Genomic DNA, 23,646 nt, shown 5'->3' with positions numbered 1-23,646 from the left:
CTACTGGGTAGGAATAAGCGTAGTTGCTCTCTATGAGGGTAGAAGCACTGTCGAACTCCGACAGACGCAAGCCCCCACTTCAAACGACCCGTAAGGGTGTTAAGTGGCGGGTTGTTGACTTAGTAGAAGCTTTTCATGTTTAAAACATTATCCAATTATAAAAAAAATCCTCCTATGTTAGGAGGGTTTTTAATTTCTCAACATATACCAGAAAATAACTTCCACTACTATAAGTAATACCGCACCAAAAATCATTAACGTCGTCTTCTTTAATAGTTCATTTTCACGATACGGAATGTTACATAAATACGCACCTAATGTAATCCGTGATGGGCAAGCAATTGTCGCTACTGATGATGCGGTATTTTGCAATGTTGTGACGTATTGCCACGGGAGTGCTACGTTTTGTGCCGTTTGCATTTGTAGTTTTATAAACATCGCATTTGATCCTGCATTACTACCTGTTAAAAAGCCACCGATTCCGCCGATGAACGGAGCAACGAAAACGAAAAAGGTTCCAAATGTTTCACCAGCCGTTTTTGCAAGTAATGAATGCATGCCAGATGCACCCATTAGTTCTGAAATGGCGATAAACATTGTCGTCGTAATCGCAAAGGGAATCCATTGTTTTATCGTTTGCGAGAGTGATTGTTTAATAATATTTGATGGAATTCGGAAGAAAATGATTGTAAATAAACAAGTCATACCGAGCCAAAATCCTGGTGAATACAGCATTTCTAATTTGTAAGAGAATGATTTTAGATCAAGGACGGCATATGATCTGAATACATCATGCAATGCTGGTACGAGACGAGAAAGTAAAATACAAACGGTTAAGAATATATAAGGGCTAATAATTTTTATAATAGATACTTCTCTTTCTGTTGCCGCAGCATGTTCTGACATTAGATTTTGCTCACTTTTTCCTTTTAATTTAATGATAAGAAAGCCAAATGTAATGGTAACGATAGAACTTAATATACCTGCGAGTTCAACACTTACGTATGCGTTAGAAAGATAGATTCCGAGAGAAAATAATAGAAAGAAGCCGATTCCTTCCTTCCACTTTTCAATAACCGCCTGCCAGCCACCAACAACATGTAAAGAAAGAATGACAAAATAAGCAAACATCGGGATACTTAATAGCGCTGTATTTGTACCGAGTGTTGTAAGAGGCATATTGATAAGTTGCGAACCGATAATTGTACCAGTTGCCATTGCCCCCCATGAACTAGCTAGTAAGCCGATAAACGAGAGCAGTACAGCTTGAAACGGTTTATAGCCTAAGGAAAGAAAAATAGGTGCTGCAACCATAAAGCCAATTCCAAATCCACTTACTGATTCAATTAGTGGGCAAATACCAAAACACATAAGAAGCATTTGTAATAAACGATCTTGTGTCACTTCTTCTAGAAAACGTGCTACTTGATCGATGTACCCCATTTTGTTCATGAGGTGAAATAAAAAAATACCGAAAAATAAAACGTATCCGACAATAAAACAAATTAACGAACCTTTAATCGTTGCGTGCACAGTTTTACTTATCCCTAGTTGAAACGTTGGCGAGAGTAAAACGATTCCAACAGACACCGCATAAGAAATTAACGAGGACCTTAATGACGTTTGTTTAAATAAAAATAAACAAATGAAAATCATCATAATTGGGATAAGTGCCAACAATATGGCCATGTTATCATCTCTTTTCATTAAAAATACAATTTTTAACTATTATATAACAGATACCATAAATTTCAATTGTTTTTGCAACAGATTTAAAAAAGGAGCCAAACGGCACCTTTTTCATTCACCCCCATTTTCTTTTATCCTGAAAAACCGTCTGCTGTCCGACCATTTTGTCTAACAGAACAAACACAATATAAGCACATATGACTTGCAATACAACATTTCCAGATTTCATGAATTCAAATGAATAGATCCATCGGAATACTTCATTTAATAATACAATCGAAACGATACTAAATAGTTCTATACTAATCGAAAATATACATATTTCTAAAATAGATTGCTCTTGAATACGATTTAAGTTGGAAAAGATGAATACATATCCTAAAAATAGAGCCATCAACTCTATTTGCGTCATGCTAATGAGCCAAGCGTATAGTGGTACAGTTAAAAGAAGATATAGTAGTTTCCGTCTTAGCATGCTTTCTCACCCTCTAAATTATATGTATTTTCTGTATATTTTAACATTTATTTCGTAAAACAAAAAGAAGAGACTTATGCCTCTTCTTTTTGTTTTGTTGCCTGTATTAATTCACATATTTCTTCTCGTTTTTCATTTTCTAACAGCTCAATCACTTTACTTCCAACGACAACGCCGTCACATATTGTAATCATCTCTTCTACATGTTCCTTTGTTGAAATACCGAACCCTGCCACTACCGGTAAATGCGTATGTGATTTTACTTTTTCTAAATAACTATGAATCTCATCTTTAAAATTTTGACGTACTCCCGTTACGCCCACTACTGTAACAGCGTAAACAAATCCTTCTGATTCACTCGTAATTTTCTCGATTCGCTCAATTGGGCTCGTAACGGTAACGAGTGGGATTAAAGCGATATTTTCATTTCGGAGAAGCCGTACAATAATGTCTTGTTCTTCATACGGTAAATCTGGAACAATAATACCGTCTACCCCTGCTTCTATACAATTTTCGATGAATTGTTCTTTTCCGAATGCAAGTACTGGATTTAAATATGTCATAAGTACAAACGGAATTTGTACTTCTTTCCTTACCTCTATTAATGCTTGAAAAATGCCTTTTACTGTTACACCGCTATCTAGTGCTCGTTTTCCTGCTCTTTGAATTGTTGGGCCATCTGCAACTGGATCTGAAAACGGGATACCAATTTCAACGATGCTTGCTCCTGCTTCATCTAGAAAACGAATTCTTTCTTTTAACTTTTCAAGGCCACCATCTCCGCCCATTACGTACGGAATAAATGCTTTCTTACCATTTTCAAATGCTGCTTTAATTTTTTCTACTCCCATCTTTTACACCTCTTCCATATAACGTTTTATACTCTCTACATCTTTATCACCACGGCCAGATAAACAAATGACAAGCCCTTCGTCTTTCTTCATTTGCGCCGCTAATTTTAATGCATATGCGACAGCATGCGAGCTTTCTAACGCCGGGATAATTCCTTCTTTTTTCGTTAATAATTGAAATGCTTCTAACGCTTCATCATCTGTAATGGAATGATAAGAAACGCGGCCAATATCTTTTAGTAAACTATGTTCTGGACCAACCCCCGGGTAATCAAGTCCAGCTGAAATAGAGTGAGCTTCTTGAATTTGTCCTTCTTCATTTTGCAGAAGGTACATCATTGATCCGTGGAGAACGCCAACGCTTCCTTTCGTTAAAGTAGCTGCATGCCTTTCTGTATGAACGCCTTTTCCAGCTGCTTCTACGCCGTAAAGAGCAACTTCTTCATCGTGCACGAACGGATAAAACATGCCCATCGCATTACTACCGCCTCCAATACAAGCAACGACAGCTTCTGGTAACTTCCCTTCTAACGCTTCATATTGTTTTTTTGTTTCTTTCCCAATTACACTTTGGAAATCACGAACAATTTGCGGGAATGGATGCGGTCCGAGAACAGATCCCATAATGTAATGTGTATCATGCACGTGTGAAACCCAGTAGCGAAGCGCCTCGTTCACCGCATCTTTTAATGTGCCGCTACCTGCCGCTACACTTTCCACTTTCGCTCCGAGCAATTCCATTCGGAACACATTTAATTTTTGACGTCTCACATCTTCTTCTCCCATAAAGATGACGCATTCTAATCCGAGTAGAGCACATACAGTAGCTGTTGCCACTCCGTGTTGCCCAGCTCCTGTTTCAGCGACAACTTTTTTCTTGCCCATTCGTACTGCAAGTAGTGCCTGACCGATTGTATTATTAATTTTGTGAGCTCCTGTATGGTTCAAATCTTCACGTTTTAAATAAATCTTTGCACCACCGCAATACTTCGTCATATTTTCAGCATAATATAGCGGTGTTTCTCTTCCGACGTACGTTTTTAAATAATGATTTAATTCCTTTTGAAATGCTTCATCTTGCATCGCTTCTTTATATGCTTCTTCTAGTTCTAGTACAGATTGCATTAACGTTTCTGGAACGTATCGTCCTCCGTATATACCGTAATGTCCTTTTTCATCTGGATATGCGTAGTTCATTCGGAACACTCCTTCGCTTTTATAATAAATTGTTTTATTTTCTCTACATCTTTCTTTCCTTCTGTCTCTACTCCGCTGCTCACATCGACCATATATGGCCGAACAGTTCGAATTGCTTCTTCTATATTAAGAGCGTTTAATCCACCAGCTAATATCGTTTTCTCTCGTAATTCTTTTGGCATATGCGCAAGTAACTCCCAAGAAAATGTCTTTCCATTTCCTCCATGAAACTTTTCTTTCGGGCTATCAAATAATATATAATCTGTTTCATACTCTTGAGCGTTTTTCATATCACTCTCTGAAGTTACTCCTAGTGACTTTATAGACGGAATATTCAATCTTCTAATTTGATAATTGTCTTCATCCCCATGTAGTTGTACATGCGTTAACCCGCATTCATCTGCAATTTTCTGGATCATTTCTACTGATTCATTTACGAAAACACCGATTTTTAACACGTTGGCTGGAAGCTCCTGAATGATTTCTTTCGCTAGCCCTGGAGTAATTTTTCGCTTACTTTCTGCAAAAACAAATCCGAGTGCATCTGCTCCGTATTCGCAAGCACGTTTTGCTGTTTCCATATCAGTGATACCGCAAATTTTCACTTTCATATATTCACCTTACAATCTTCAAAAAAGGTGCGAATAGAAGATGATGTCATAAGTGCTTCCCCAACTAATACACCTTTTGCTCCAGCTCGCTTGACGCGGATCATATCTTCTTTTGAATGAATTCCGCTCTCACTAATCCAAAGTAATTTCTCCTCATTTAATCGTTTTCCAAGCTTTTCTGTTTGGCCTAAATCGACTTCGAATGTTTTTAAATTACGGTTGTTAATACCGATAACGTGCGGATTTAATTCGATTGCAATTTCTAATTCCTCTTCATCATGAATTTCAACAATTGCTTCTAACCCTTTTTCTAGTACGTAGCTATACAGCTCTTTTAACTTCTCTTTCGGTAACGCTGCTACAATTAATAAAATAATATCTGCGCCAGCTTCATATGCTCTATCAATTTGAATCTTATCAATTATGAAATCTTTACATAAAAGCGGAATGTTACTTTCTTCTCGTGCTGTTTGTAAATCATAAAAAGATCCTTTAAAAAATTGACCGTCTGTTAAAACAGAAACTGCTCCTGCGCCGCATTCTTCATATGTTTTCACTTGTTTTCGTACATCAACGTGTAAATTGATATCTCCTTTTGATGGTGATGCTCGCTTTACTTCTGCAATAACAGTAAACTGATGTAATGATTCTACGAGTGAATGTGTCTTTCTACTTTCTTTTATTGGTGTATATGTTTCATATAATGCCGCAACTTCCTTTTTCTTCTGTTCTACAATTTCATCTAAAATCGTCCCCATTTTAATTCACCCTTTCTAATTTTTCGTTACTTGCTGCAATTAATAAATTTAGTTTCGCTAATGCTTTTCCAGAGTCAATGCTATATGCCGCGAGTTTAATTCCTTCTTCAATCGTTTCCGTTTTTCCATTTGCGAAAAGAGCTAAACCTGCATTGAATAAAACTGTATCGCGATAAACACTCTTTTCTCCGCTCAATACGCCGAGCGTAATCTTTGCATTTTCTTTTGAATTCCCCCCTCTAATTTCTTCATTTTTCACTCTTGAAAAACCATACTTTTCTGGATCAATACTCATTTCTACTATTTCATTATCTTTTAAAAGGACTACGTGATTTTCCCCTTGTAATGACGCTTCATCTAAAAAACCACTTCCGTTTACGACAAGCGCTTGTTTCCGGCCTAACTTTTGTAATACTTGCGCAACTGGTAGTAACATATCTCTTTTATAAATGCCGACAAATTGTGTTTCTAAATTCACCGGATTTGTTAAAGGGCCAATTAAGTTAAAGATTGTCGGCACGTTTAATTCTTTTCTTATTTTCATAATGCGTCTTAATGCTGGGTGCATCGCTGGTGCGAATAAAAATGCGATTCCGACATGCTCTAATAAATAATCAATTTCGTTTGGCGTACTGCTAATATTTACACCGAGTTCTTCTAATAAATCTGCACTTCCTGTTTTACTAGAAACAGCACGGTTACCATGTTTTGCAACCTTTACACCAGCTCCTGCCAGTACAAATGCCGATGTTGTACTAATATTAAACGTTTGGGCACCGTCACCACCTGTCCCGCAGTTGTCCATCGCTCCTTGTATATAATTTGAAAACGGTAATGCCTTTTCACGAAGAGCTCGGACGAGACCGTATATTTCTTCTGCAGTTTCACCTTTCGCTTTCAGTAAGACTAAGAAAGCTGCAATTTCACTTTCCAATATGTTTTCATTTAATAAAAGAAGCCCTGCTTTATACATTTCCTCTTCTGTTAAATGTTGACCCTCCACTAATTTACGAAGATAGTTATTCATACCCTTTCCTCCTCTTTTACCTCTGTTAAAAAGGCACGGATTAACTTTCCGCCTTCTTCTGTTGCAATTGATTCCGGATGAAACTGTAATCCAAAGAGCGGATAATAATTGTGACGGACTGCCATTATTTCTCCGTCGTCCATCGCTGTCGCTAATATGTCAAAACACTCTGGCAAGCTCGTTTGCTCTGCAACAAGGGAATGATAGCGCATTGCCGTTAGCGGCTGTGTAGCGTATGAAAAGATTGACGTTCCGTTATGTTTCACACGCGATGTTTTTCCGTGTTTAATACGTTCTGCTCTTACAATGTCTCCTCCAAATGCAGCTATAATCGCTTGGTGGCCAAGACAAATCCCTAATATGGGAACGTTCTTATAAAAATGACGAATCACTTTCATACAAATTCCAGCATCCTCTGGTTTTCCTGGTCCTGGTGAAAGTACAATTCCTTTCGGCTTCATTTCTTCTAATTGTTCTATCGTTATTTGATTATTTCTTACGACAACAATATCTTCTTCGTATTCACCTAACAGTTGATACAAGTTATATGTGAATGAATCGTAATTATCAATCAGTACAATCATTTCATTACCTCCAAAAGCGCTCTCGCTTTATTTAACGTTTCTTCATATTCAGCAACTGGGTCTGAATCGTAGACGATCCCCGCTCCTGCCTGAACGTATGCTTTCTCATCTTTCACGACCATCGTTCGAATGGCGAGCGCCATATCAAGATTCCCTGAAAAACTAACGTATCCAACCGCACCTGCGTATATATTTCTTTTTTCATTCTCTAGCTCATTTATAATTTCCATCGCTCTAATTTTCGGAGCACCTGATACCGTACCCGCCGGTAAGCAATACGCGAATGCATCAAATCCGCTCATTTGTTTTCGCAATGTTCCGTAAACTTCAGATACAATGTGCATAACGTGAGAATATTTTTCTACTTTCATATATTTATCTATCGTAACTGAGCCGATTTCACTCACTCTACCAATATCATTTCGCCCAAGATCTACAAGCATCATATGCTCTGCTCGCTCTTTCTCATTTTCTAACAGCTCTTTTTCAATTTCCGTATCTTCCTGCTTTGTCTTCCCTCTCGGCCTCGTACCAGCAATTGGATTTGTCATCACTTTATCCTCTCTTACCGATAGCAAACTTTCTGGCGAAGAACCGAGTACAACATAATCTTGAAAATCGATATAAAACATATATGGTGATGGATTGGCAATTCGTAGTTTTCGGTATAACGCGAATGGATCACCAATACATTCACTTTGCAAACGCTGTGATAATACGACTTGGAATATGTCCCCGGCTCGAATATGTTCTTTCGCCGTTTCTACCATTACGCAAAATTCTTTTTCCGTTATAGAAGAAGTGAATGATAATGTTGATCTTATTTCAGTTACTTCCGCTTCTTCTCCCTGTAGCACTTCCTCTTTGTATACTCGCAGCCTTTCGTATACTTCTTCATAATCTGCTGCATCATCTTCCCTGCATACATATACAAACGACAACTTTTGGCGTAAGTGGTCATACACGATAAACTCACGGTACAGTAAAAGGTGTACCTCTGGAATATTCAATGGATCGTGTAAATTTGCTCCAATGTTTTCATATTGCCGAATAACGTCATAGCCAATATAACCAACTGCTCCTCCGCAAAACGGAAATGGACTGTCTACTTGAGCTGACGCAATCACTTCTTCTAACACTTGTAGTACGTTACCTTGTAACTTTTCTGTTTGACCGAAAATCGTTCGTTCCACTTCCGTACCGATACTTTTCACTTCCCCATACGGATTACACCCTAAGTAGGAATAGCGTCCTTTATCTTGATGAAGCTGTGAACTTTCTAATAAAAACTTTTTCTTTCCCTTCATACGTCTATATAAAGAAATTGGCGTAATGCTATCTCCTTCTTCTTCAGCAATTACTAAAAATGTTCTTCCTTGTTCTTTTTGCTTCATAAATTTCTCTTTTGTCATCATGCCTTTCACCTCAATCTGAAAAATAAAAAAGTCCCCTACATATCGAAAATATGTAGAGGACGATAAATTTACCGTGGTACCACCTCATGTTGGACGCAAAAGCATCCCGCTTTATTCAGGTACAAAATTTATACCTTATCCTTGTAACGGCGGAACCCGGGTTGCCTACTGAAAATAATTGTTCAGCATACCTCTCGTAAGCCCATTCCGTATATGGTACCGCACCAGGCTCCCACCTATTCCCGGCTCTCTGTAACGTCTCCAATATACGTACTCTTCTTACTTAAACGATTTCATTTATTTAATTTTTTATACACAAAAAGGGAGTACTCATCCTATAGAAAGGACGGGTACTCCCGTGGTGCCACCTTAATTCGTTACGAATGTAACGCACTTTACCGTATCAAAAACAATACGTGTCTCTTGTATCGATGAGATCATGTCGCCAAAGCCTACTTCTTTCGTTTCGGTTTGGAAGCTCCGAAGCCCATTCCACATCAATTCCATACTGATTCGCACCAACCATCAGCTCTCTGACATGTTCATCATGTGTACTCTTCTTCATCAAAGCTTGCATTTTTTTAAGTTGCACTCATTATAGACCTGACTTTTTTCACAAGTCAATACTTTTTTAAAAATTTTATTTTTCTTTCCTTTCAATATTATATTGACAAAACAACCTCTTTTTATGTAAATATAATAAATACTCTATTAAAAATAAGGTTTTTTGTATGAATATTATATATTAAAAAAGTAAAATGACATCGAAAAACGCTTACATTTCTGAAAATTCATATTTCTGTATGGATTTTTCAGAATAATCATGATAGATTATAAATATGCATAACGCATCAAAAGACATGACAAAAGGAAGGGGAACTTCATGAGTACGCAGATGTTAACTTTAACTTCAATCTCTATTTACATGCTCGGGATGTTAGTCATTGGCTATTTCGCCTATAAACGAACGTCCAACTTAACAGATTATATGCTTGGCGGGCGTACACTAGGCCCCGCAGTAACAGCATTAAGTGCTGGAGCATCCGATATGAGTGGGTGGCTTTTAATGGGCTTACCCGGTGCAATGTTTAGCGTTGGATTAAGTAGTAGTTGGATTGCGATCGGCCTGACACTAGGCGCATACGCAAACTGGCTATATGTCGCTCCTCGCTTACGTACCTACTCTGAAATTGCAAACAACTCTATTACTATCCCAGAATTTTTGGAACACCGTTTCCACGACAAATCTCACATGCTACGCTTAGTATCTGGACTTGTTATTATGATTTTCTTTACTTTTTATGTAGCTTCAGGACTCGTTTCAGGTGCTGTATTATTTGAAAATTCATTTGGTATGAACTACCACGTTGGATTATTCATTGTAGCTGGCGTTGTTGTTGCTTACACATTATTTGGTGGTTTCTTAGCAGTAAGTTGGACAGACTTCGTGCAAGGAATCATTATGGTAATTGCTCTTATTCTTGTTCCTACTGTTACAATTATGAATGTAAATGGACTTGGTCCAGCATTTAGCACAATTAAATCAATTGATCCAACATTATTAGATATTTTTAAAGGTACTTCTGTATTAGGTATTATTTCATTATTCGCATGGGGCCTTGGTTATGTTGGACAACCTCATATTATCGTACGCTTTATGGCAATTTCTTCTGTAAAAGAGATTAAAAGTGCGCGACGAATTGGTATGAGCTGGATGATTTTCTCTGTTGTCGGAGCTATGTTTACTGGTCTTATCGGTATTGCGTACTACTCAGACAAAGGATTAACACTATCCAATCCAGAGACAATTTTCCTTGAACTTGGAAAAATTTTATTCCACCCACTGATTACTGGATTTTTATTAGCCGCTATTTTAGCAGCAATTATGAGTACAATCTCATCTCAGTTACTCGTTACTTCTAGTGCTGTAACGGAAGACTTATATCGTACTTTCTTTAAACGTTCTGCTTCTGATAAAGAGCTTGTATTTGTCGGCCGTATGGCTGTTCTTGTTATTGCATTAGTTGGGTGTGCATTAGCGTTTAAACAAAATGATACGATTTTAGCTCTTGTTGGATACGCTTGGGCTGGATTTGGCTCTTCATTCGGACCTGCTATTTTATTAAGCTTATATTGGAAACGTATGACGAAGTGGGGCGCACTTGCTGGTATGATTTCTGGTGCCGCTACAGTAATTATTTGGACGCAATTCAAATTCTTAAAAGAATTCTTATATGAAATGATTCCTGGTTTTACTATTAGTTTACTAGTAATCGTAATTGTTAGTTTACTAACACAATCTTCAAAAGAAGTTGAAGAGCACTTTGAGACTTTTGAAAAGCAACATAGTCATAATCTATAAAGGAAAAGCTCTGCTGTTATCGTATCAGCAGAGTTTTCTTTTTTCTCAAAGTTCGACAATCTTCTGCTCGAATTTAACAATTTCTTTATGTTTCATTAAATTAAACGTAACACTACTCCTTTATAGTAGTACTATCAGCACTTATACAGAAAGGGGACTCCAACATGTTAGCAGCTTTCCAGCAACAACAAACACGAAAATTTTCACCTATCACAAATACTTCTACGTCTTGTTTAAACATACAACCTAATCCACCCAAAATTTCAATTGCTCCTTCTGTTATTTCAGTCATTGGTGTTCATATGGAAAAAAATAAGTTAAAAGTAAGAACGGGACAAAGCACTGAGTTATCAGCTTCTGTTTTGCCAGTGCATGCAACGAATCAAGAACTTATTTGGACCAATATGAATGCTGATGTTATCACACTGTATCCAAAAGGTGATACGGTAACGATTACCGGAAAAAGTGCAGGTAGAGCAGTCGTAATTGTTACAACTACTGAAGGAAAGTTCAGGGACCTATGTATCATTCATGTACAACCTTATATGACAAACCCAAAGTAAAAGAGTGGCTATGAAGCCACTCTTTTACTTTATTTCAATGTGTGGATTTTTACTTGTAACAAGATTGATAAATTGCTCTTTATCTTTAGGAGAAATAATTTCTGTTTGATGTGTGCCGTAAACAATTTCAAGTCGATCAAACGATAAGGCGTAGGCTGCTACTGGATTTTTCGTATTTGAAATTTGTTTTATATCTCGTATAAATATGCGCTTTTTCACGAAACCTGATCTAATAGTAATTGTTTCTTCTCCAACAATATATTTTGTTGAAAACCAACTCCACATCAATAAGATAACTAATGGGATTGTGAAAAACAAAAGAAAATATTCTCTTCCTGCAAATATTGGAGCAAAACACGCTCCAATGACAACGAAAAAAATCGGATATAGCCATGCATCTTTTTTTGATGGAAATTCCACTAAACTTCTCCTCTCTTGATTTAAGTCAATGAACCTCCTCTTCTTCTCTATTACAATGAAAACACCATTAGGATAGGAGGACGTATTATGACTGAACGAAAGTATGCATTACTTGCTGGCTCTTCTCTTCTTGTTATGGCATTCATTGCATTTTTTTCTTACGGTTTTGTTCATGGAAATCTCGTTGTACAAGAAAACGCGAGCGTGACATTCCATAATATCCAAACTTCAAATTCACTTTTCAAAGCGGAAATCTTTGGTTGGATTATCATTTTCATTACTGATATTGTCGCCGCGTGGGCTCTTTATTTCTTTCTAAAACCAATTCATACTAGCCTCTCATTACTAGCTGCCTTGCTTCGTCTTATGTATACAGCAATACTTGGAATTGCCATATTCAATTTAATATTGGCATTGCTACTTTCAAAAAGTATGATTGCGAATCCAGAAACATATGTGATGTTGTCTCTCAGTGCATTCGAATACATTTGGTCTGTAGGGTTAATCATTTTCGGCTTACATCTTTTCGTTTTAGGTTATGTAGCTTTTCTATGTAAACATATACCGAAATGTATTAGTATACTACTATTCTTGGCTTCTATCGGTTATATCGTAATTCACGTCATGAATACAATGTTTTCACAATATGATGCGATGATTTCCATTCTTAATGTTGTCTTTCAACTACCGATGATCGCAGGTGAACTCGGATTTAGTATATGGCTATTGATTAAAGGTGGAAAAAACACTACTGTTTGAGTCGTTTCTTAATTCTGCTTAATGATTCTGGCGTAATACCTAGATAACTTGCCAATTGATATTGAGGAACACGATTGATTAAATGCGGTCGTTTTTGTAATAATGATTTGTAACGCTCTTCTGGTGTCGATGCAATAAATAATGAAAGTTCTTCTTGTACCTCACCGAAATTGTATTCAATCATTTGGCGTGTCATTTCTTCTAATTGTGAATATTTCTTATACATGTCCTTTTCACTGTGCAGGTCGCCAACTACAACTAGACAATCTTCTAAACACGTTAACGTATGCGGGGATGCTTTATCTTGTTTATGGTGATTAAAATTTACGATTGCTTGTTCTTCTGTATAGAAATTTGATGTAACCTCTTTCCCTGTTTCATCTATACAATGTTGCCTAATACATCCCTGTAATACAAAATAACATTTCGAAGGGACATCTCCTTGCCTTAAGAGCACTGTTCCTTTTTTATATTCTCCAATTTGTAATTCACTGAGAATCATGTGCTGCTCTTCTTCACTTAGTGTTGTAAGGTTCTGCATATACTTCTTTAATATTTCTTCCATTTCCCTCCCCCTTCCTCCCCTATATTTCTGTAAAACAAAAAGAGAAGTATTACAACTTCTCTTTTCCCCTCTAACATTATAATTCCTGTGTATAAACAACAGGCTCGTTTACGACATTTTTTGCTGTTCTTTTTTGTTGCTGCAATAAGAAAACAGATACACCAAACAATACGAGTATGCTACCGATCATTTGCATAGCATTTAATCTTTCCCCAAGTAAGAAGAACGCTAGTATAGATGCTCCAACTGGTTCCCCTAAAATACTCATCGAAATTGTTGTTGCATTTACGTAGTTTAATAACCAGTTATTAATGACGTGTGACACTGTCGGCACGACCGCAAGTAAAAGAAAAATGGTCCAATCCCACTTTGTATAACCTGTAAAAGGAACTTGCAACACTATATTATAAATCCCCATAAAAATACCTGCGAATGCAAAAACAGTAAAGCTGTAAATCCAGTGTGATACTTTCTTTACTGTCGTTTGGCCGATAAATAAATAACCGACAACTGCTATTACACTTAAAAAGGATAATATATCTCCATAAATTGCTTGTTCACTTAGTCCTAAATCTCCCCAACCAATACACACTACACCTAGTATCGCAATTCCCATTGTCGCAATGGCTGAGTATGTTGTTCTTTCTTTAAATAAGAAAAAACCTCCAACTAAAGATACGATTGGTTGAAGCGCTAAAATAATCGTCGAACTCGCAACTGTTGTATGCTTTAAAGATTCAAACCATAAAAGAAAATGAAGTGCTAAAAAGAAACCAGATCCGATTAAAAATCCCCAATCTTTTATTTGAATCTTACTAAACTCTTCCCGTTTTTTCCAAACAATAGGCAGCATAAGAAGTACGATAATCCATAATCGATACATACTTAATATGGAAGATGGTGCCGAGGACATCTTTACAAAAACTGCTGCGAATGAAATGGCTATAATGGAAATAGCTAATGGTAGCGCGATTGACCTTTCTTGTTTCAAATTCCGTCTCCCCTCTCACCTGTCAAAAATCCCACTTCATTATATCCGTTTTCTTCCCTAACTTAAATACTAATTTTTTAGATTCTTCGTACCATTATGGTAAAATAGAAACGAAAGCACCTATTAGTGAATATTTCTTTCTTTTTCACTACAAGCGTCGCTCTTACAATCATTACAGTAAATTTTTATTTAGGGGGATCTACATGAATCAAACAATTGGGAGAATTGAAGAGATTTCATTTTATAGTGCATCACTTCAAGAAGATGTTACACTTCTCGTTTACTTACCGGTAAATTACACACCGCTGCACAAACATACAGTGGTCATTGCACAAGATGGAAGAGATTATTTTCAGCTTGGTAAAGCGCACCGTGTAATTGAGCGCCTTCGTGAAACTGAAGAAATTGACCGTACAATTATTGTCGGTATTCCATATAAAAATGTACACGATCGTAAAGAAAAATATTTCCCAAACGAAGTAAAAAACGCTGCGTATATTCGTTTCCTTGCTCATGAACTTGCACCATATATCGATGAAAATTATCCAACGTACCAAATGGGAAAAGGTCGTGTGCTAATTGGTGATTCTCTTGGCGGAACAGTTTCCTTTATGACCGCACTTATGTATCCGCATACATTCGGTAAAGTTGTTATGCAATCACCATTTGTGGATGAAACAGTGATGAATTTAGCGAAAGAATTCAAAAATCCGGAGGCGCTAGAACTTTATCACGTCATTGGAACAGAAGAAACAGCTGTAAAGCGCACGGATGGACAAGTATCTGATTTCGTAGGGCCGAACCGTGAGCTTAATACGCTTCTGACAGATAGAAATTTCATTACACATTACGAGGAATTTGAAGGTAATCATACGTGGAAATATTGGCAAACTGATTTACCGAAAGCTTTCTCTCATATGCTATCAATGAAATAATAGAGAGCAGTATTCAGAATAATTTGATATAATAGATTAAGAGAGTTATTTTCTCAAAATCTAACTAGACTTACAAAGGGAGGAATTGGAACATGAAATTAGGCATTGTAATTTTTCCATCTAAAATGATTCAAGATAAAGCGAACGGATTGCGTAAACGTTATGATCCGCACTACGCATTAGTTCCGCCACATATTACATTGAAAACACCCTTTGAGACGCAAGACGAACAATTAGAATCGATTGTAAACGAGTTACATACAATCGCAAGTAAAACGAACCCTTTTACCCTTCACGTTGGAAAAGTTGGTTCATTCGCACCTGTTAATAATGTTCTTTATTTTAAAGTAGAAAAAACACCTGAACTTACTTTCTTAAATGAGGAAATGCACAGCGGGTTCTTTACACAAGAACGCGAATACGCTTTCGTACCTCATTTAACAATCGGACAAGGCTTATCTGATGCAGAGCACGCTGATGTACTAGGACGATTACGTATGAAAGATTTCTATTACGAACAACCAATTGATCGCTTCCACCTTCTATATCAATTAGAAAACGGAACATGGACTGTACACGAAACATTCCGCCTTGGAAAGGGGAACAACTAATTTGCATGCACAGATCGTACAAACGGACGAACAACTAAGAGATGCATTCTCTGTACGTAAGCAAGTATTTGTAAATGAACAGCAAGTTTCTGCCGAAGAAGAGTATGATGAGTTTGAAGAAACTTCCACACACGTCGTTATATATGATAATGATGTTCCCGTTGGTGCTGGGCGTTTTCGCACCATTGATGGAATAGGAAAAATGGAACGCATTTGCGTACTAGCTTCCCATCGGAAAAAAGGCATCGGAAAAATTGTTATGGATGCACTTGAAGCATATGCGAAGGAAAACTCGCTACCAAAATTGAAGCTGCATGCTCAAACACATGCTGAAGATTTCTATAAGAAACTTGGATATGTAACGAATTCTGATGTATTTATGGAAGCAAATATTCCTCACATCGTTATGACAAAAGAATTGTAATTTGAAAACAGGAGGTATCCCCTCCTGTTTTTTACATTGCTATTTTCTTTTTCTTCCGCTAAAGTTAAATGTTGATGCTATAGTTTTGAAGGTGAATATATGACACAAGAAAAATTTTCACAAAAATCATTAACGCACGCTGATATTCCACGTGCAACATATCATATTCCAAAAACATCTACCCATTTAATTATGGAAGAAGATGCAGATGCGGCGTATTTCCGCGCTCTCGAACAGCAAAATGTATTTTTAAACGAAAAACAATTAGAGGCTGTACGAACGACAGAAGGTCCTGTTCTTACATTAGCTGGTGCCGGAAGCGGGAAAACATCTGTTTTAACAACTCGCGTCGGTTATTTAGTAAATGTAAAACAAGTTCATCCGAGAAATATTTTATTACTTACATTTACACAAAAAGCGGCTGAAGAAATCCGAAATCGTGTAGCGAATTTACCGGGTATGAATCATGCGGCAAGTAACTACGTTGTTGCCGGTACGTTCCACTCTGTCTTTTTAAAATTGCTTCGTAGTCAAGGATATAATCAGCAAATTTTAGCAAACGAAAAACATAAACAAATTATGATAAAGAAAATTTTAAAAGAATTGCGTTTAAAAGACGATTATGATGCTGAAACGATGCTCGCGATGATTTCACTTGAGAAAAACAAGTTGAATCGTCCGAAAGATGTAAAAGCAAAAACACCCGTTGAACAAGAATTTAAAGAAGTATACGAGCGTTTTGAAGAAGTGAAACAACGATATAATTATATCGATTTCGATGACATCTTATTAGAAACATATTATATGTTAGAAAATAACGCTCCTTTGCTTACCCAATTACAACAACGTTTCCACTATATTGAAGTAGATGAGTTCCAAGATACATCGTATGCTCAATATGAAATTGTAAAATTGTTAGCTTCGCCAAGAAATAATTTATTTATCGCAGGTGATGACGATCAAGCTATATACGGTTGGCGAGGAGCAAGTCACCAAATTATTTTATCTTTCCCAAAAGAATTTGATAACACTACGATTATCGCCCTTAATACGAATTATCGATCCAATCCTTTTATTGTCGGACTTGGAAATGAAGTTATCAAACTAAATCAAGAACGGTTTGATAAAGAGCTATATTCTGTTCGTGAAGAAGGTGTACAACCTTTTTATGCAAGACCGGCTACGACTCTTGATGAAGCAAATCAAATTTTGCAGCTCATTCAAGAAAAAGTAGATAGTGGTGAACGAAATTATAAAGATTTTTGTTTGCTGTATCGCACACATTCTGTAAGCCGTTCGTTACTTGATCAGCTTACCATTCATAAAATCCCGTTTATTAAGCACGGTGCGAGTCAGTCATTTTATGAACATTCTTTAATTAAGCCTGTATTGGATCATTTACGACTCGTAATTGAACCATTTCGATTAGAATCACTTTCAAACATATTACCAACGATGTATATCGGGCGTGATGATTGTATTTCATTTATTGAACGTGAACAATGGAAATATGGTGAAGGCCGTTTCCCTTCTCTTCTTCATTTCTTATTATTAAATCCGAGCTTAAAACCTTTTCAAGTGAAAAAGGTAAATGAGCGTATCGATTTTATTAAATTTATAAAAGAATTAGAACCGAAAAAAGCATTAAAAGAAATTATTCATGGTAAAGGAAAGTATTTAGAGTACTTACAAAGTAACGATCGTTCTTCCTTTACGATGCACAAAGATATACAAGAAGAAATGTTAGAAGAATTAATGGAGTCGGCAAATCGCTTCACCGACATTCCAGCTTATTTACAATTTATTGATGAAGCCATTCAAGGGCAAAAAGAAATGGAAGCATTAAAAACAATGCCGCAAAAAGATGCTGTTTCACTTATGTCTATTCATAACGCAAAAGGCCTTGAATTTCCATGTGTCTTTTTACTCGGAGCGAGCGATGGTATTCTGCCCCATACTTCTTCTTTAAAAGATGCAAATGATCGTGTTACAGAGACTTCTGAAGCTTTAGAAGAAGAACGCCGACTACTTTATGTCGCAATTACACGTGCGAAAGAAGAATTGTACATTTCCTCTCCGCAATTTTTTAGAGGAAAAAAATTAGATATATCTCGCTTTTTGTATACTGTTCGAAAAGATTTACCTGAAAAGACATCCACGAAATAAGGATGTCTTTTTTTATATTGCAATATGTACATCCCTCCTATATAAATTCCCTCTTTTTATCATAAGAATTAACGTAATATCAGCCATATCCCACTCATATTGTAATAGTGTATGTCAGAACTCACGAGAAGGAGTGAACATAATGAGCTGCAATTGTAACGAAGATCATCAACATGATTTTGATTTCAACTGTGTATCTAATGTCGTTCGTTTTATACATGAACTACAAGAATGTGCAACAACAACATGCGGATCTGGTTGTGAAGTCCCCTTTCTAGGAGCACATAATAGCGCATCAGTAGCAAATACACGTCCTTTTATTTTATACACAAAAGCCGGAACACCATTTGAAGCATTCGCGCCATCTGCAAGCCTTTCTAGCTGCCAATCTCCAATTTTCCGTGTCGAGAGTATAGATGATGATGATTGCGCTGTATTGCGTGTATTAACTGTAGTATTAGGTGATACTTCTCCTGTACCACCTGGTGACGATCCAATCTGTACGTTCTTGGCTGTACCAAATGCAAGATTAATATCGACCAACACTTGTCTTACTGTTGATTTAAGTTGCTTCTGTGCTATTCAATGCTTACGTGATGTTACGATTTAAAACTAAATAATGAGTTAAGCATGGATTGGGTGGCAGAATTATCTGCCACCCAATCCATGCTTAACGAGTATTATTATGTAAATTTCTTAAAATTGGGAACTTGTCTAGAACATAGAACCTGTCCTTTTCATTAACTGAAAGTAGAAACAGATAAAGGAGTGAAAAACATGTTCTCTTCTGATTGCGAATTTACAAAAATCGATTGTGAGGCGAAACCAGCTAGTACACTACCTGCCTTCGGTTTTGCTTTCAACGCGTCTGCACCTCAGTTCGCTTCATTATTTACACCACTACTATTACCTAGCGTAAGTCCAAACCCAAATATTCCTGTTCCTGTAATAAATGATACAGTAAGTGTCGGAGATGGCATTCGAATTCTACGAGCTGGTATTTATCAAATCAGTTATACATTAACAATTAGTCTTGATAATGTACCTACTGCACCAGAAGCTGGTCGTTTCTTCTTATCATTAGGTACACCGGCTAACATTATTCCTGGATCAGGTACAGCGGTTCGTTCTAACGTTATTGGTACTGGTGAAGTAGACGTATCCAGTGGTGTTATTCTTATTAACTTAAACCCTGGTGACTTAATTCAAATTGTACCAGTTGAGTTAATTGGAACTGTAGACATCCGTGCTGCAGCATTAACAGTTTCACAAATTGGTTAGTAAAAAGCGGTATTTCTTCATTGAAATACCGCTTTTTATATGTATAATAAAAAACACTCACAGTAGCATGAGTGTTTCATTCTTCATAGTGTTTTATTGTATTCTTCTTTTTCCCACAATTGCATCCTTTTTTCTTCACAAATCCTTGTTGTTGCAATTGTTCTTGATATGCCTGTTGTTGTGCATAGTGCTGTTGCTGTATGTTATACCATTGCTGCAGGTCATATGAATTTTGCCTTGGATTATTGCTCACAGCAAACATCTCCTCTACTGTCAATTCTGTCTATTTACTATATGAACAACTCTTTATTTCCGTTCCCTCATTCTTTTAAACTCCGCTTTTTCTCTTAGTATGAAAATATATTATTCTCCCATAAAATATCCTGTAATCGTTTCAATGATTGCTGCTGCTCCTGCAATAGCTAATAACGCAAGTAACGGTTCTGCAACGATAGGGATCCAATTATATAACACTAATAAAAAAGCACTAACCCATACACCTGTACACCAATAACAGCTTAATAATTCGCCAATCCACTTTCTTAATCCTTTACCTTTTACTTTTGTAAAAGTTGATACACTTCCATCCGGCTCTGTAATCTCTAATTCGTCAATAAACGGTCTTCGCAAAAAAGCTGTAATTTTATCATAAACAATTAAACGGGTGAGCCTAAAAGCCGCTAACGCGAAAATAAAAAATAAAAGCCAACTTGTAAACAGCATGATTCCACCTTCCCTTATCTTCTTTCGCCTATTTAAAAAAAAAGGTCTTGAGATTGTGACCAAATCTCCTCGACTCCAATATCTTATTAATGTAAATACAAACAAGAAGATAAGGAGTGACATTAATGAGTTGTAACGAAAATAAACACCATGGCTCTTCTCATTGTGTAGTTGACGTTGTAAAATTCATCAATGAATTACAAGATTGTTCTACAACAACGTGTGGATCTGGTTGTGAAATCCCATTTTTAGGGGCACACAATAGTGCTTCAGTAGCAAATACACGCCCTTTTATTTTATACACAAAAGCTGGAACAGCATTTGAAGCATTTGCACCATCTGCAAGCCTTGTTAGCTGCCAATCTCCAATTTTCCGTGTGGAAAGTGTAGATGATGATAGCTGTGCTGTGCTACGTGTATTAACTGTTGTATTAGGTGACGGTTCTCCTGTACCACCTGGTGATAATCCAATTTGTACGTTTTTAGCTGTACCAAATGCAAGATTAGTATCAACTAACACTTGCCTTACTGTTGATTTAAGCTGTTTCTGTGCTATCCAGTGCTTACGCGACGTTTCTATCTAATAAGTGAAGTAAACTAAAAAACTATTGGGGTGGTAGAAGATTTCTACCACCTTTACATATTTAAAAGCCAGCCATACTAATTGATTGTATATCATCTATAGACAACTTAATATCTCGCATGCTATTTGGTGGCATAATCGCTACAATTCCATTACGATACGATATGATTGATCCAACATATGAAACTGTAGCTGTTTTTATTCTGCACCTTACTTTCGGAATATAATGAGGGCGATTTAATAAAAAATGAATTCTCTCTTCGTTATTCATATCCTTAAATGATTTATTATATGGAACAGTTCTCACTGGCTCTTGCTGTTCTTGTACTTGTTCCTCTTCTTCTATTTTCCCTTCCACTTGCTGCTCCTCTTGTTGTTCCTGTTCTTGTTCTATGACCTCTTCCACAGCACTACTTACAACATTTTCGTTTCTATTACTTTCCTCTTTTCGATCCTCATTTTCAAAGTTTGTTAAAATAATTCTTTTTATTTTCGGTGCAGCAAGTTCCAAACTTACTTGCGCAATATATAACAACGGTTTTCCAACTGTTGAACTTTTATTTTTATTCTTCACACTCGTCCCTCCCACTTCCATACGTAGCTGGATAAATCGTGTACTACTATAGTTATATTCATCACATGGTAAGAACTTTCGTTAAAAATCGTTCTTTCCAAGAACAAATAAAAAGGACAATCTCAACATGTAGAGATTGTCCTTTAACATTTAATATTATAATTATCCTAGGATATGATACCCTGAATCAACGTGAATGTTTTCTCCTGTTACGCCGCGTGCTAAATCACTGAATAAGAATACTGCCGTATCCCCAACTTCTTCTGGAGTTGTTGTACGACGAAGTGGTGCGCGCTCCTCAATTTCTCTTAAGATTGAGTTAAAGTCGCCTACACCTTTTGCAGATAACGTACGAATTGGACCTGCAGAAATAGCGTTAACGCGAATGCCATGTTGACCTAAATCGTTCGCTAAATATTTCACGCTCGCTTCTAATGAAGCTTTCGCAACACCCATAACGTTATAGTTTTTCACAACGCGCTCGCCGCCAAGATATGTTAACGTTAAAATATTTCCGCCTTCTGTCATTACTTTCTTCGCTTCTCTTGCTACAGCTGTTAAAGAGAATGCACTAATATTTTGTGCAAGTAAAAATCCGTCGCGAGAAGTATCTACAAATTCACCTTTTAAGTCGTCACGATTTGCAAAAGCAATACAGTGCGCTACACCGTGAATTGTACCAACTTCTTGCTTGATTGTTTCAAAACAAGCGGTAAGTTCTTCATCATTTGTTACATCACAAGGTAATACAAGTGATTCTTGTCCTTCTAATGTATCCGCTAATTCACGAACGTTTCTCTCTAAACGTTCTCCTGCATATGTGAAGATTAATTTTGCACCTGCATTATGCAAAGAGCGAGCAATTCCCCATGCAATACTTCTTTGGTTCGCAACGCCCATAACAACAAATGTTTTCCCTTGTAATAGTTCCATGATATATCCTCCCAGAAATACTTATACTTGTTATTAGTACCTGATACTATAATTATAGTAACATAAAACCTCTTAAAGGCAAACAAAAAAGTCATTAACTTAAAATGTTAATGACTTTTTGTTTCTATAAAAAAACGCTCTAATCCTTCTTCCCAAGAAGGCATTTGTAAAAAACCATTTAATCGTAGCATGTTATGTTGGAAAATAGAATATTTTGGTCTCGCTGCCGCCGCTCCAAATTCTTCAGTTGAAACCGGTAATACATCCACTTTCATATTTGCATACGAAAATATTTTCTTTGCAAATTCAAACCAAGAACATGATCCTCTATTCGATACGTGATACGTACCGTATACAGAAGTATGAATGAGCTTATTAATCATTACATTTAAATCCGCCACATACGTAGGAGAACCGATTTGATCCGCTACAACAGATACTTCTTCTCTTTCTTTCCCTAATCGCATCATCGTTTTCACAAAATTATTTCCATACTTACCATATAACCACGATGTACGAACGATAAAGTATTTATTATGTAACTCTTTGACGAACTGCTCTCCCGCATATTTAGAAGCCCCGTATATATTTATCGGCGCCGGATTATGAAATTCATCGTACCCTTCCGGTCTATCACCTTGAAATACATAATCCGTACTAATATAAACTAACTTCGCTCCCACTAATTGTGAGGCAACTGCTACATTTCGAGCCCCTATTGCATTTATTCTATAAGCAAGATCTCGTTCTTTCTCAGCTTGATCAACCTTCGTATACGCTGCACAATGAATAATGATATGTGGCCTTATTTCTTGTACTACTTGCTGCACTTTGGATATATTTGTTATATCTAGTAACTTTTTATCAAATGGATATATGTCATATTCTTCAGGATTTAACTCTTCTTGTAGTTGCTTTCCCAATTGACCATTTGCTCCTGTTATGATAATCCGTTCTCTCATTTATATGCCCCTTACTTTTTTAATGGTTTCCACCATTCCTCATTCTTCTCATACCATTGCACCGTTTCTTGTAACCCTTGCTCAAACGTATACTTCGGTTCCCAATCAAATTCATTCTTCATTTTCTCTGCATCAATCGCATAACGGCGGTCGTGTCCTAAACGGTCTGTCACATATTCAATATCCT

General features: G+C 36.8%; 28 protein-coding genes and 2 other annotated features. Of the genes, 10 read left to right on the top strand and 18 right to left on the bottom strand.

Annotated elements, in window-relative coordinates:
* Positions 1-189: 189 nt before the first annotated feature.
* The 9 genes from MR083_RS21385 to trpE all read right to left on the bottom strand — a co-directional run bounded on the left by MR083_RS21385 (position 190) and on the right by trpE (position 8,607).
* Positions 190-1,689 carry an L-lactate permease gene (locus MR083_RS21385; protein WP_242269817.1) on the bottom strand — a complete coding sequence of 500 codons (1,500 nt, stop codon included), beginning with the start codon at positions 1,687-1,689 and terminating at the stop codon, positions 190-192.
* Positions 1,690-1,804: 115 nt separating this feature from the next.
* Positions 1,805-2,164, bottom strand: coding sequence for a DUF4029 domain-containing protein (locus MR083_RS21380; protein WP_139869757.1), 360 nt, complete (start codon positions 2,162-2,164; stop codon positions 1,805-1,807).
* A gap of 74 nt (positions 2,165-2,238) precedes the next feature.
* Positions 2,239-3,015 carry a tryptophan synthase subunit alpha gene (gene trpA, locus MR083_RS21375; protein WP_242269816.1) on the bottom strand — a complete coding sequence of 259 codons (777 nt, stop codon included), beginning with the start codon at positions 3,013-3,015 and terminating at the stop codon, positions 2,239-2,241.
* A 3-nt stretch (positions 3,016-3,018) separates the two neighbouring features.
* On the bottom strand, positions 3,019-4,212 hold the full coding sequence (gene trpB, locus MR083_RS21370) for a tryptophan synthase subunit beta (RefSeq protein WP_139869759.1): 1,194 nt from the start codon (positions 4,210-4,212) through the stop codon (positions 3,019-3,021).
* A complete protein-coding gene (gene trpF, locus MR083_RS21365) occupies positions 4,209-4,823 on the bottom strand; it encodes an N-(5'phosphoribosyl)anthranilate isomerase (protein ID WP_242269815.1) in 615 nt (204 codons plus the stop codon). Before trpF ends, trpB begins: the two co-directional genes overlap by 4 nt.
* Positions 4,820-5,581 (bottom strand): indole-3-glycerol phosphate synthase TrpC, encoded by a 762-nt coding sequence (gene trpC, locus MR083_RS21360; protein ID WP_139869761.1) that lies wholly within the window; start codon positions 5,579-5,581, stop codon positions 4,820-4,822. The genes trpF and trpC overlap by 4 nt, the downstream gene beginning before the upstream one ends.
* A gap of 1 nt (position 5,582) precedes the next feature.
* Complete coding sequence (gene trpD / locus MR083_RS21355) at positions 5,583-6,608, bottom strand: anthranilate phosphoribosyltransferase (RefSeq protein ID WP_139869762.1); 1,026 nt, start codon at positions 6,606-6,608, stop codon at positions 5,583-5,585.
* On the bottom strand, positions 6,605-7,192 hold the full coding sequence (locus MR083_RS21350; protein WP_139869763.1) for an aminodeoxychorismate/anthranilate synthase component II: 588 nt from the start codon (positions 7,190-7,192) through the stop codon (positions 6,605-6,607). The genes trpD and MR083_RS21350 overlap by 4 nt, the downstream gene beginning before the upstream one ends.
* Entirely contained in the window at positions 7,189-8,607 is a 1,419-nt protein-coding gene (trpE, locus tag MR083_RS21345) for an anthranilate synthase component I (protein WP_242269814.1), read from the bottom strand. Before trpE ends, MR083_RS21350 begins: the two co-directional genes overlap by 4 nt.
* A gap of 52 nt (positions 8,608-8,659) precedes the next feature.
* Positions 8,660-8,904: a binding site (T-box leader), on the bottom strand.
* Between the two features lie 42 nt (positions 8,905-8,946).
* Positions 8,947-9,184 (bottom strand) — a binding site (T-box leader).
* Between the two features lie 306 nt (positions 9,185-9,490).
* Here trpE and putP point away from each other — a divergent pair.
* Together putP and MR083_RS21335 are read left to right on the top strand one after the other, a co-directional pair.
* Complete coding sequence (gene putP, locus MR083_RS21340; RefSeq protein ID WP_139869765.1) at positions 9,491-10,969, top strand: sodium/proline symporter PutP; 1,479 nt, start codon at positions 9,491-9,493, stop codon at positions 10,967-10,969.
* 164 nt (positions 10,970-11,133) lie between these two features.
* Complete coding sequence (locus MR083_RS21335) at positions 11,134-11,532, top strand: Ig-like domain-containing protein (protein WP_139869766.1); 399 nt, start codon at positions 11,134-11,136, stop codon at positions 11,530-11,532.
* A 24-nt stretch (positions 11,533-11,556) separates the two neighbouring features.
* On the opposite strand, the gene MR083_RS21330 is transcribed toward MR083_RS21335, so the two are convergent.
* Positions 11,557-11,952, bottom strand: coding sequence for a PH domain-containing protein (locus MR083_RS21330; protein WP_139869767.1), 396 nt, complete (start codon positions 11,950-11,952; stop codon positions 11,557-11,559).
* Between the two features lie 87 nt (positions 11,953-12,039).
* On the opposite strand from MR083_RS21330, the gene MR083_RS21325 reads away from it, so the two are divergent.
* The gene (locus tag MR083_RS21325) at positions 12,040-12,711 is read left to right on the top strand and encodes a DUF4386 domain-containing protein (RefSeq protein WP_139869768.1); all 672 of its coding nucleotides are present in this window, start codon (positions 12,040-12,042) and stop codon (positions 12,709-12,711) included.
* Here MR083_RS21325 and MR083_RS21320 read toward each other — a convergent pair.
* Entirely contained in the window at positions 12,701-13,276 is a 576-nt protein-coding gene (locus MR083_RS21320) for a Crp/Fnr family transcriptional regulator (RefSeq protein WP_087951690.1), read from the bottom strand. The two genes, MR083_RS21325 and MR083_RS21320, sit on opposite strands and share 11 nt — an antisense overlap.
* A 76-nt stretch (positions 13,277-13,352) precedes the next feature.
* Entirely contained in the window at positions 13,353-14,267 is a 915-nt protein-coding gene (locus MR083_RS21315; protein WP_242269813.1) for a DMT family transporter, read from the bottom strand.
* A 203-nt stretch (positions 14,268-14,470) separates the two neighbouring features.
* Here MR083_RS21315 and MR083_RS21310 point away from each other — a divergent pair, with 203 nt between their 5' ends.
* The 6 genes from MR083_RS21310 to exsF all read left to right on the top strand — a co-directional run bounded on the left by MR083_RS21310 (position 14,471) and on the right by exsF (position 19,684).
* Positions 14,471-15,202 carry an alpha/beta hydrolase gene (locus MR083_RS21310; protein WP_016716887.1) on the top strand — a complete coding sequence of 244 codons (732 nt, stop codon included), beginning with the start codon at positions 14,471-14,473 and terminating at the stop codon, positions 15,200-15,202.
* Positions 15,203-15,294: 92 nt separating this feature from the next.
* Positions 15,295-15,813, top strand: coding sequence for a YjcG family protein (locus MR083_RS21305; protein WP_000765878.1), 519 nt, complete (start codon positions 15,295-15,297; stop codon positions 15,811-15,813).
* Between the two features lies 1 nt (position 15,814).
* A complete protein-coding gene (locus MR083_RS21300; protein WP_139869770.1) occupies positions 15,815-16,237 on the top strand; it encodes a GNAT family N-acetyltransferase in 423 nt (140 codons plus the stop codon).
* Between the two features lie 99 nt (positions 16,238-16,336).
* Positions 16,337-18,403: an ATP-dependent helicase gene (locus MR083_RS21295; RefSeq protein ID WP_139869771.1), complete on the top strand. Its 2,067-nt coding sequence runs from the start codon at positions 16,337-16,339 to the stop codon at positions 18,401-18,403.
* A 142-nt stretch (positions 18,404-18,545) separates the two neighbouring features.
* Positions 18,546-19,013 carry a spore coat protein CotY gene (cotY, locus tag MR083_RS21290; RefSeq protein WP_001277715.1) on the top strand — a complete coding sequence of 156 codons (468 nt, stop codon included), beginning with the start codon at positions 18,546-18,548 and terminating at the stop codon, positions 19,011-19,013.
* A 167-nt stretch (positions 19,014-19,180) separates the two neighbouring features.
* Complete coding sequence (gene exsF, locus MR083_RS21285; RefSeq protein ID WP_000492932.1) at positions 19,181-19,684, top strand: exosporium protein ExsF; 504 nt, start codon at positions 19,181-19,183, stop codon at positions 19,682-19,684.
* Positions 19,685-19,760: 76 nt separating this feature from the next.
* Here exsF and MR083_RS21280 read toward each other — a convergent pair whose 3' ends face one another.
* Together MR083_RS21280 and MR083_RS21275 are read right to left on the bottom strand one after the other, a co-directional pair.
* Positions 19,761-19,946 (bottom strand): hypothetical protein, encoded by a 186-nt coding sequence (locus MR083_RS21280; protein WP_002194706.1) that lies wholly within the window; start codon positions 19,944-19,946, stop codon positions 19,761-19,763.
* A 101-nt stretch (positions 19,947-20,047) separates the two neighbouring features.
* A complete protein-coding gene (locus MR083_RS21275) occupies positions 20,048-20,407 on the bottom strand; it encodes a DUF1360 domain-containing protein (protein WP_000899662.1) in 360 nt (119 codons plus the stop codon).
* Positions 20,408-20,532: 125 nt separating this feature from the next.
* Here MR083_RS21275 and exsY point away from each other — a divergent pair, with 125 nt between their 5' ends.
* Positions 20,533-20,991, top strand: coding sequence for an exosporium assembly protein ExsY (gene exsY, locus MR083_RS21270; RefSeq protein WP_001277726.1), 459 nt, complete (start codon positions 20,533-20,535; stop codon positions 20,989-20,991).
* 60 nt (positions 20,992-21,051) lie between these two features.
* On the opposite strand, the gene MR083_RS21265 is transcribed toward exsY, so the two are convergent.
* The 4 genes from MR083_RS21265 to MR083_RS21250 all read right to left on the bottom strand — a co-directional run.
* Entirely contained in the window at positions 21,052-21,585 is a 534-nt protein-coding gene (locus tag MR083_RS21265) for a spore coat CotO family protein (RefSeq protein ID WP_074614861.1), read from the bottom strand.
* Positions 21,586-21,726: 141 nt separating this feature from the next.
* Entirely contained in the window at positions 21,727-22,497 is a 771-nt protein-coding gene (gene fabI / locus MR083_RS21260) for an enoyl-ACP reductase FabI (RefSeq protein WP_000421885.1), read from the bottom strand.
* Positions 22,498-22,604: 107 nt separating this feature from the next.
* A complete protein-coding gene (rfbD, locus tag MR083_RS21255; RefSeq protein ID WP_016716883.1) occupies positions 22,605-23,459 on the bottom strand; it encodes a dTDP-4-dehydrorhamnose reductase in 855 nt (284 codons plus the stop codon).
* A gap of 11 nt (positions 23,460-23,470) precedes the next feature.
* A partial coding sequence (locus MR083_RS21250; RefSeq protein WP_242269818.1) for a GDP-mannose 4,6-dehydratase occupies positions 23,471-23,646 on the bottom strand: 176 nt, incomplete at its 5' end.

This window comes from Bacillus cereus group sp. BfR-BA-01408, from assembly GCF_022663305.1.
Taxonomy (GTDB): Bacteria; Bacillota; Bacilli; order Bacillales; family Bacillaceae_G; genus Bacillus_A; species Bacillus_A pacificus.
Note: the sequence above shows the minus strand (reverse complement) of the source record. Positions and strands in the feature narration are given on the sequence as shown.

Coding starts and splice junctions, on each gene's coding strand:
- MR083_RS21325 (WP_139869768.1), top strand. CDS start 12,040: ATGACTGAACGAAAGTATGCATTACTTGCTGGCTCTTCTCTTCTTGTT.
- cotY (WP_001277715.1), top strand. CDS start 18,546: ATGAGCTGCAATTGTAACGAAGATCATCAACATGATTTTGATTTCAAC.
- MR083_RS21320 (WP_087951690.1), bottom strand. CDS start 13,276: ATGGAAGAAATATTAAAGAAGTATATGCAGAACCTTACAACACTAAGT.
- MR083_RS21305 (WP_000765878.1), top strand. CDS start 15,295: ATGAAATTAGGCATTGTAATTTTTCCATCTAAAATGATTCAAGATAAA.
- putP (WP_139869765.1), top strand. CDS start 9,491: ATGAGTACGCAGATGTTAACTTTAACTTCAATCTCTATTTACATGCTC.
- fabI (WP_000421885.1), bottom strand. CDS start 22,497: ATGGAACTATTACAAGGGAAAACATTTGTTGTTATGGGCGTTGCGAAC.
- MR083_RS21265 (WP_074614861.1), bottom strand. CDS start 21,585: ATGGAAGTGGGAGGGACGAGTGTGAAGAATAAAAATAAAAGTTCAACA.
- rfbD (WP_016716883.1), bottom strand. CDS start 23,459: ATGAGAGAACGGATTATCATAACAGGAGCAAATGGTCAATTGGGAAAG.
- trpA (WP_242269816.1), bottom strand. CDS start 3,015: ATGGGAGTAGAAAAAATTAAAGCAGCATTTGAAAATGGTAAGAAAGCA.
- trpF (WP_242269815.1), bottom strand. CDS start 4,823: ATGAAAGTGAAAATTTGCGGTATCACTGATATGGAAACAGCAAAACGT.
- MR083_RS21350 (WP_139869763.1), bottom strand. CDS start 7,192: ATGATTGTACTGATTGATAATTACGATTCATTCACATATAACTTGTAT.
- trpC (WP_139869761.1), bottom strand. CDS start 5,581: ATGGGGACGATTTTAGATGAAATTGTAGAACAGAAGAAAAAGGAAGTT.
- exsY (WP_001277726.1), top strand. CDS start 20,533: ATGAGTTGTAACGAAAATAAACACCATGGCTCTTCTCATTGTGTAGTT.
- trpE (WP_242269814.1), bottom strand. CDS start 8,607: ATGATGACAAAAGAGAAATTTATGAAGCAAAAAGAACAAGGAAGAACA.
- MR083_RS21310 (WP_016716887.1), top strand. CDS start 14,471: ATGAATCAAACAATTGGGAGAATTGAAGAGATTTCATTTTATAGTGCA.
- MR083_RS21295 (WP_139869771.1), top strand. CDS start 16,337: ATGACACAAGAAAAATTTTCACAAAAATCATTAACGCACGCTGATATT.
- MR083_RS21275 (WP_000899662.1), bottom strand. CDS start 20,407: ATGCTGTTTACAAGTTGGCTTTTATTTTTTATTTTCGCGTTAGCGGCT.
- trpB (WP_139869759.1), bottom strand. CDS start 4,212: ATGAACTACGCATATCCAGATGAAAAAGGACATTACGGTATATACGGA.
- exsF (WP_000492932.1), top strand. CDS start 19,181: ATGTTCTCTTCTGATTGCGAATTTACAAAAATCGATTGTGAGGCGAAA.
- MR083_RS21380 (WP_139869757.1), bottom strand. CDS start 2,164: ATGCTAAGACGGAAACTACTATATCTTCTTTTAACTGTACCACTATAC.
- MR083_RS21335 (WP_139869766.1), top strand. CDS start 11,134: ATGTTAGCAGCTTTCCAGCAACAACAAACACGAAAATTTTCACCTATC.
- MR083_RS21385 (WP_242269817.1), bottom strand. CDS start 1,689: ATGGCCATATTGTTGGCACTTATCCCAATTATGATGATTTTCATTTGT.
- MR083_RS21280 (WP_002194706.1), bottom strand. CDS start 19,946: ATGTTTGCTGTGAGCAATAATCCAAGGCAAAATTCATATGACCTGCAG.
- trpD (WP_139869762.1), bottom strand. CDS start 6,608: ATGAATAACTATCTTCGTAAATTAGTGGAGGGTCAACATTTAACAGAA.